Raw genomic sequence first — 8,492 nt, 5'->3', positions numbered from 1 at the left:
CGTGGTTTTTTCTATTTCCCGTTAAAAAAAACAATTGTAAGCGTATTTTTTACATTTATTATGTATATTGATTCGCTAAATTTTTTATAACCACGTTTGAACATTTATGCAAACAAAATCCTTACACATCTTTGATTACCTGGTATTCCTGGTATATTTTGTAATAGTGGCTGGTTATGGTTACTATATCTATCAGAAAAAGAAGAAGGCCACAACGGACTCGAAAGACTTTTTCCTGGCAGAAGGTTCCCTTACCTGGTGGGCTATTGGCGCCTCCCTGATTGCTTCCAATATTTCTGCGGAGCAGTTTATTGGTATGTCCGGGAACGGGTTTAACATTGGGTTGGCTATTTCTACTTATGAGTGGATGGCAGCGGCTACACTCATTGTAGTGGCAGTATTTTTCCTGCCTATTTACCTGAAGAATAAGATCTATACCATGCCCCAGTTCCTGGAACGCAGGTATAATCAAACGGTAAGTACCATTATGGCGGTTTTCTGGCTGCTGTTATACGTGGTGGTAAATCTCACATCCATTCTTTATCTCGGTGCGCTGGCTGTTTCCACAATTTCCGGCATTAACTTCTACGTGTGTATGGTGGCACTCGCTTTTTTCGCCATCCTCATTACGCTGGGAGGGATGAAGGTGATTGGTTACACGGATGTAATACAGGTGTTCTTCCTTATCCTTGGCGGATTGGCAACTACCTACCTGGCGTTACAGCTGGTGTCTTCACACTTTGGAGAAAAAGGGGTGTTAAAGGGCTTCTCTCTTATGACGCAACATGCCAGCGATCATTTCCACATGATCCTTCACAAGGAAAACCCTAAATACCTCGACCTGCCGGGCCTGAGCGTACTGATTGGGGGTATGTGGATCGTGAACCTGAACTATTGGGGATGTAACCAGTATATCACACAACGCGCACTGGGAGCGGATCTGAAAACTGCACGCCAGGGATTGCTGTTCGCCGGCTTCCTGAAATTGCTGATGCCTGTGATAGTGGTATTACCGGGTATTGCGGCTTATGTGCTGTATTCACAGAACCATGGCGACTTTGCCCAGTCTATGATGAAAGGCGGTTCCCTCAACGCGGATAACGCTTATCCCGTGTTGCTCAATCTCCTGCCCGTTGGCCTGAAAGGACTGGCATTTGCTGCTTTAACAGCGGCAGTGGTAGCCTCCCTGGCAGGTAAAGCCAATAGTATTTCCACCATTTATTCCCTGGATATTTATAAGAAGATATATAACAAAGATGCCGACGAAAAGAAGATCGTGGGCGTAGGCCGTGCAGTGGTAATTATTACCATGATCATCGCTATTGTGATCTCCAACTTCCTGGGTATCGATAAAAAAGGTGGATTCCAGTTTATCCAGGAATACACCGGCTTTGTTTCCCCGGGTGTGTTTGCCATGTTTGCACTCGGATTTTTCTGGAAAAGAACTACTTCAAGTGCAGCCATGTTTGCTATGATCGGTGGCTTACTTCTTTCCTTTGTGCTGAAGTTTATGCCGGCATGGGTAAACCTGGAGCCGCTGCACCAGTTTGGCTTTGCCGCACTGAACCCCGACAGCGGACTGTGGGAAATGGCCTTCATTGACCGTATGGGATTTGTGTTCATAGTGTGCGTGGTAGGTATGATCATTATTACGCTGGCAGATAAACGCAGCGTTAACAATCCGAAAGGACTGGCTATCGACAGCAGCATGTTCAAGCCCAACCTGGGCTTCACGGTAGGCGCCCTGCTGATTGTGGGTATCCTCATTGCATTGTATACTGTATTCTGGTAATCAGTTCATTTTATAATTTCAGTATCCGGATATTTTAGGACATTTTGGTGTCATAAAATATCCGGTGCTTTTTCAGATCGCTAATTCTTCACGTTATGTACTTTATAGGTTACGATATTGGGTCATCATCTATTAAGGCGGCGCTGCTCAATGCCGATACCGGCGCCTGTGTAGCCAGCGCTACCTGCCCGGAAAAAGAAATGGCCATCGATGTACCACAGCCCGACTGGGCCGAGCAGGATCCCGAAGGCTGGTGGAAAGAGATCATCCATGCCACGGAAATCCTTTTACAGCGCTATCCCGTTGAGCCTGCGCAGATCAAAGGAATAGGTATTGCTTACCAGATGCATGGACTGGTATGTGTGGATAAACAACAACAGGTGCTGCGCCCCGCAATTATCTGGTGCGACAGTCGCGCTGTAAATACAGGTAATACCGCCTTTAAAGCACTGGGAGAACAGTATTGCCTGGAGCACCTGCTTAATTCCCCCGGTAATTTCACCGCATCCAAACTCCGCTGGGTCCGGGAAAATGAACCGCATATTTATGAACGTATTCATAAGGTAATGCTGCCGGGCGATTTCATTGCCATGAAATTAACGGGCGAAGCCTGTACTACCATCTCCGGTTTATCGGAAGGCACTTTCTGGGATTTTGAAGCAAATGCAGTTTCAAAAGCGTTACTGGAATATTACCAGGTAGATGAACAACTGCTGTCTGCCATCGTACCTACGTTCGGCATCCAGGGACAGCTCACAGCGGCAGCAGCCGCCACGCTGAAACTGGCGCCTGGTACCCCGGTTACCTACCGCGCCGGCGATCAGCCTAACAATGCTTTCTCCCTCAATGTGCTGCAACCCGGCGAAGCCGCTACCACAGCAGGTACATCAGGTGTGGTATATGCCGTTCACGATAAAAACAGTTTCGACCGCCAGAGCCGCGTCAATACTTTTGTACATGTAAATAACGATCACGCACATACGAGAAACGGGGTGCTCATGTGCCTTAATGGTACCGGTATTGCCAATAGCTGGCTCAAAAACCTGGTAGGCGATATCACTTACCCGGAAATGAATACCCTCGCACAACAGGCGCCTGTTGGCGCCAAAGGTTTGCAGGTATTTCCTTTTGGAAACGGCGCTGAACGTATCCTGGAAAACAGAAGCCTGGGGGCCACGCTCCGTAACCTCGATTTTAACCGTCACAGCCGCGCTCACATTATGCGCGCGGTGCAGGAAGGAATTGTATTTGGTCTTAACTATGGGATGGACATCATGGCAGGAATGGATCTTAATATTCACCGTGTAAGGGCAGGGCATGCCAATATGTTCCTCAGCCCCTTGTTCCGGGAAGCTTTTGCCAACACCGCCAATGTAGTGATAGAATTATATAATACAGACGGAGCGCAGGGCGCCGCCCGCGGTGCAGCCATCGGCGCCGGATATGTAAGCGCCGCCGATGCTTTCCGTGGCATGGAATGCCTCGCAGTGATAGAGCCCGAAGCAGCATTGCAATCCCAGTACCGGGATATTTATGGCAACTGGCTGAACGGACTGAATACCTTGCTGCACTAACGGAAACAGATCCAGCATTTTAAAAAACACATTAGTTATGAGTATTACATTAGGAAACAACGAGTATTTCAAAGGAATTGGGAAAATACAGTTCGAAGGACCACAGTCAGACAACCCGCTGGCGTATAAATGGTACGATGAGAACCGCCTCATCGCAGGCAAATCCATGAAAGAACTGTTCCGTTTTGCGGTATCCTACTGGCATACCTTCTGCGGAACCGGTGGCGACCCCTTTGGTCCGGGCACCAAACAATTCCCCTGGCTTAGCTCCCCGGATGCTAACCAGAGTGCGAAAGACAAAATGGACGCTGCTTTTGAGTTCATCACCAAAATGGGCCTCCCTTACTACTGCTTCCATGATGTGGACCTGGTAGATGAAGGCGCCAACGTAACAGAATACGAAAGCCGTATGCAGCAGATCGTAGCCTATGCTAAACAAAAGCAACAGGCTAGTGGCGTTAAACTGCTGTGGGGTACTGCAAACGTTTTCAGTAATCCGCGCTACATGAACGGCGCTGCCACCAATCCTGATTTCGCGGTATTGGCTTATGCCGGTACACAGGTGAAAAACTCACTGGACGCTACTATTGCACTGGGCGGCGAAAACTACGTATTCTGGGGCGGCCGGGAAGGCTACATGACCCTGCTCAATACCAACATGAAGCGCGAACAGGAACACCTGGGCCGTTTCCTGGGCATGGCCCGCGATTACGCACGGGCACAGGGTTTCAAAGGCACCTTCTTTATTGAGCCTAAACCCTGTGAACCTACCAAACACCAGTACGACTACGATGCGGCCACGGTGATCGGCTTCCTGCGCCAGTTTGGACTGGATAAAGATTTTAAATTGAACCTGGAAGTAAACCACGCAACTCTGGCAGGCCACACCTTCCAGCACGAACTGCAGGTAGCGGCAGATGCAGGTATGCTGGGCAGCATTGACGCCAACCGCGGAGATGCACAGAATGGTTGGGATACCGATCAGTTTCCCACTAACCTCAACGATCTTATTGAAAGCATGCTCGTGATCCTTGAAGCAGGCGGATTTGCAGGCGGCGGTGTAAACTTCGATGCAAAAACCCGTCGTAATTCCACCGACCTGGAAGACATCTTCCACGCACACATTGGTGGTATCGACACTTTTGCAAGAGCTGCCATCGTTGCAGAAAAAGTACTCAATGCTACGCCATATAAAAAATTCCGCCAGGATCGTTACGCTTCCTTCGATAGCGGTAAAGGACAGGAATTTGAAGCAGGTAAACTGACGCTGGAAGATCTCCGCAATTTTGCGGCAGCAAATGGGGAACCCAAACAAATCAGCGGCAAACAGGAATGGCTGGAAAACCTGATCAACGCAAGCATTTAAAATACTATCCGGGATTTTGCCAATGAATTATCCGCTAACAACAAATAGCTGTTATCAAATAATGACAGGGCAAAATCCCAAAATGTTTTATATTTTCTTCCAAAATTATGAACAATGAAATTTGGCATCCATTCTTTTCAAGAGGCAGGATTTGATATCATTGCGCTCCAGGACCTGGAAACAGGAACGCAAGTGGAAATAATACCTTCTTTCGGTGCATTGCTGCATGCTTTCAAAGTAAAACACGCAACAGGAAACCTGAACCTGATAGACAGCTACAAGGATCTTAATGACCTGGAAGCCAATCTGCGCAACAGCTTTAAAAGTGTAAAGCTAAGTCCGTATGCATGCCGCATGAAAGATGCGCAGTATACCTGGGAGGGCAAATCGTACAGCATTGAAAAAACACTGGCGCCTGGGAACGCCATCCATGGCCTGTTATACGACGCCTCCTTCACAGTTACGGCCCAACAGGCCGATGACCGGCAGGCAGCTGTAACCCTTACGCATCATTTCAAACAAACAGATGATGCAGGGTATCCTTTTGCGTACGATTGTATAGCTACCTTCACCCTGCGTGCCGGCAACGAGCTGCAGCTGAGCACCACGCTCGTAAATCAGAGCGGCACTGCTATTCCTGTAATGGATGGTTGGCACCCGTACTTCAGCACCGGCACCCCGGTAGATGAACTGGTACTAACCTTTGCATCCAAAGAAATAGTGGAGTTCAATGAAAAATTACTGCCCACAGGAAGAGTGTTGCCATACACCGAATTTGTTGCAGGAAAACTGCTGAAAGGTGTGGAGCTGGATAATTCTTTTGTGTTGGATCTTACAAAGCCACAACCGCTGGCTACTATCCACGATCCGAAGAAAAATATCAACATTGCTTTCTATCCTGAAAACAGCTACCCCATCCTCCAGATCTATATACCACCACACCGTACCAGTATTGCAGTAGAGAACCTCAGCGGCGCCCCGGATGCCTTTAACAACGGGCTTGGACTGGTTCAGCTGGCTGCCGGCGAAAGCAGGCTTTTCAGCACCCGTATCCAGGTATCTTTATAAGTGAACCGGGCGATGGCATATTCTTTGGCTCTCTTCATAAAAACCCGATTATATCACCATATAAATTGAGAGATTATGGACAAGTTAGAGATCAAAGGAAAATGGAATGAATTAAAAGGTACGCTGAAACAGCAATATGCCGATCTGACGGATGATGACCTGTTATATGAAGAAGGACAGGAAGATAAGTTGATCGGAAAGCTGCAGCAGAAACTGGGTAAAAGCCGGGAGGAAGTGATCGATTTACTGAAGTCGGCCTGATTGGATAACCTGAAATTTAAATACAGTGATCCTTCTGCTTTCGGCAGAAGGATTTTTGTTTTTTTTAACACCGTGGCATTTTCTTTAATTTGTACCTTGTTAGGGTAGATGAACAATGTCTATACTGAACTGTTTGTAAAGAATGGAAGGGATTCAGCTGTAAAAATTATTATATTCTATATGAAGGTTTTCATACGCATCATAGCACTAGGCTGTATATTCAGTATGGCATTTGCTCCGAAGGTTCAGGCACAGGTAACAGTTACCGGGATGATTTCAGACAGTAACAGGCTGGTGCTGCCCTATGCCACGGTAAGCAACCTTAACTCGGGCAAGCGTTCGCTTTCCGACCAGGGCGGTTATTACAGGATAACTGCTTCCCGCAACGACCGGCTCCTGGTTACATTTGTGGGATACAAGCCGGATACAGTGATTGTTACCCAGTCGTCCGGCACCGAAACCATTAACGTGGTAATGGAATCGGCGGGCAAGTTCCTGAAAGGCGTAGAAATCACTTCCGAATACAGTCCTTACCAGATAGACTCTATGGAAAGGCGCAACCAGTATGGCTATATTCTCGACAATCCCAACAAGCCACTGGCAGGCGGCAGTACGCCGGAAGGAGCCGGCATTGTATTCAGCCCTATCACCCGTTTCTCCAAAAAAGAAAAGCAAAAGCGGCAGTTTAAAGAGAATTATGAGAAGATGGAAAAAGAAAAGTTCATCGACTCCCGCTTTACGCCCATATTGGTAAGCCGGGTAACCGGGCTTAAAGGGGATTCTCTCCAGTTATTTATGCGGGATAATTATCCTGATTACAATACGATGCGTACTATCAACAACAATGATCTGCTGTACTGGATCACTGATAAGTATAAAACCTGGATAAAGAAGTAACCAGGTATGCATAAAAAAGAGAGCGGGACATAACAATTGTTATATCCCGCTCTTTTATTTTAAGGATTGATATTTCAATTATACACTTTCACCAGGTACACAAAGTCTTCCAGCTTCTTGATCTGATCTACCCGGTTCATGCCTTCCAGGCGGCTCTTGTGGTTCCAATCTTTCCGCGGCTGTTTGTCTTTCGGCATTTCATCCAGCAGGTGTTTGAGGTGGGCAGATTTTACGGCAAAGGCAATACCGTCGGAGGTAGTTTGTTTGCCGGTTACTATTCCCACTACATCTCCCTTATTGTCCAGCAGGGGAGCTCCACTGTTACCGGGATTCACCGGGATGGATACCTGGTAGGCGGTAGTATCCCCGTTGAAACCTGTTTTGGCGCTGATATAACCTTTGCCATAAACAATTTCATCGCGGGGGAAGCCCATGGTGAATACTTCTTCGCCAATTTTTACACTTTGTGGTTTCAAAGCATAGGGCAGGGGCTGACTTTTAAAAGTAGAGTCTGCAATCTTCAGTACTGCCAGATCGCTGGAAATATCTTCGAAGATGCTTACTGCTTTAAAAGCTTCTCCTTTATTATTCTGAACATATACGGAGTCGGCGCCGGCCACTACATGATAATTGGTGACGATGTAACCGTTGCCGGATACCGCGAAACCGGTACCGCCGTAAGTGCCCGGGTTTAACGGCGCTTTGCTTTTGCTGTTTATATCATTGATGAGGGCATTCTGGGAGCGTTGAATATTATTCAATACTCTTCTTACATCCTCATATTGAGCAGTGGATTTGTTTTTTGATACGTTCTGTATGATAGCGATGGTAGACAATGAAGTTACCAAAGCGATACAGGCGGCGGCAGCGAGGTTGGTAATGGTTCTGCGGCGGATGGTCAGTCTTCTTGCGGTCTGGTTCTCTTCCTGCGCCTGTTTGCGTAGACTAGGCATATCCAGTTGGTGATGTATCTGGTTGAGTTTTGACTGTAATTGCTGACGTTTTCCGTAATTGCCCAGGTGCTGAAGGAACAGCTGATGTTCTTCTACCTGTTTATTAATTAATGGATTGGTATGACGCAGTGTATCGAAAGCAGTTTTTTCCTGTTCGCTCATTTCCCCTTCCAGGTAACGCTCAATTTCACGTAATAAGATCATGTCTTCTTTCATGGCTGCTTTCTGCTTATAGTGGTGTGTTGTATTGATCAAAAAATAACTTCTTCAAACGCATCAGGCACTTGTACTTCTGGTTCTTCGCATTTTCGGCATTGGTATATCCGAACTTCTCCGCTATTTCCTGCATAGATTTTTTATGCAGATAATAATCTTCCAGGATGGTTTGGCAGGGTTGGCCGATACTGCTCATTGCCCCTTCCATGATCCTGAATTCCTGGTCTTTTGCCTCATGCTCTTCCAGTGCTTCTGTAGCCGGGATCACTTCCTCCAGTTCAGGTGTTAAAGCATATAATCCGAAGGTACGCTGTACTTTTTTAAGCCAGAGATGGCGGCAAACCGAATAAAGGAAGGTTTTGAGC

General features: G+C 47.0%; 8 protein-coding genes. 6 read left to right on the top strand and 2 right to left on the bottom strand.

Annotated features, from left to right (window positions below; all coding sequences use genetic code 11):
* Nucleotides 1-106: 106 nt before the first annotated feature.
* The 6 genes from VN105_RS25715 to VN105_RS25690 all read left to right on the top strand — a co-directional run bounded on the left by VN105_RS25715 (nt 107) and on the right by VN105_RS25690 (nt 6,958).
* On the top strand, nt 107-1,792 hold the full coding sequence (locus VN105_RS25715; protein ID WP_325645639.1) for a sodium/sugar symporter: 1,686 nt from the start codon (nt 107-109) through the stop codon (nt 1,790-1,792).
* 95 nt (nt 1,793-1,887) lie between these two features.
* On the top strand, nt 1,888-3,366 hold the full coding sequence (locus VN105_RS25710) for a xylulokinase (RefSeq protein ID WP_325645638.1): 1,479 nt from the start codon (nt 1,888-1,890) through the stop codon (nt 3,364-3,366).
* A 37-nt stretch (nt 3,367-3,403) separates the two neighbouring features.
* Nucleotides 3,404-4,732 carry a xylose isomerase gene (gene xylA / locus VN105_RS25705; RefSeq protein WP_325645637.1) on the top strand — a complete coding sequence of 443 codons (1,329 nt, stop codon included), beginning with the start codon at nt 3,404-3,406 and terminating at the stop codon, nt 4,730-4,732.
* 114 nt (nt 4,733-4,846) lie between these two features.
* Complete coding sequence (locus VN105_RS25700) at nt 4,847-5,800, top strand: aldose 1-epimerase (protein WP_325645635.1); 954 nt, start codon at nt 4,847-4,849, stop codon at nt 5,798-5,800.
* Between the two features lie 75 nt (nt 5,801-5,875).
* Nucleotides 5,876-6,061: a CsbD family protein gene (locus VN105_RS25695; RefSeq protein ID WP_142686245.1), complete on the top strand. Its 186-nt coding sequence runs from the start codon at nt 5,876-5,878 to the stop codon at nt 6,059-6,061.
* A 180-nt stretch (nt 6,062-6,241) separates the two neighbouring features.
* Entirely contained in the window at nt 6,242-6,958 is a 717-nt protein-coding gene (locus VN105_RS25690; RefSeq protein WP_325645633.1) for a carboxypeptidase-like regulatory domain-containing protein, read from the top strand.
* A 74-nt stretch (nt 6,959-7,032) separates the two neighbouring features.
* Here the strand turns inward: VN105_RS25690 and VN105_RS25685 are convergent, their stop codons facing one another.
* Nucleotides 7,033-8,166, bottom strand: coding sequence for a S1C family serine protease (locus tag VN105_RS25685; RefSeq protein WP_325645632.1), 1,134 nt, complete (start codon nt 8,164-8,166; stop codon nt 7,033-7,035).
* The coding region (locus VN105_RS25680) for a sigma-70 family RNA polymerase sigma factor (RefSeq protein ID WP_325645630.1) at nt 8,141-8,492 on the bottom strand (352 nt) is incomplete at its 5' end. The genes VN105_RS25685 and VN105_RS25680, both read right to left, overlap by 26 nt.

The organism is Chitinophaga sp. (genome assembly GCF_035564935.1).
GTDB lineage: Bacteria > Bacteroidota > Bacteroidia > Chitinophagales > Chitinophagaceae > Chitinophaga.
This window is presented reverse-complemented; position numbering and strand designations above follow the sequence as displayed.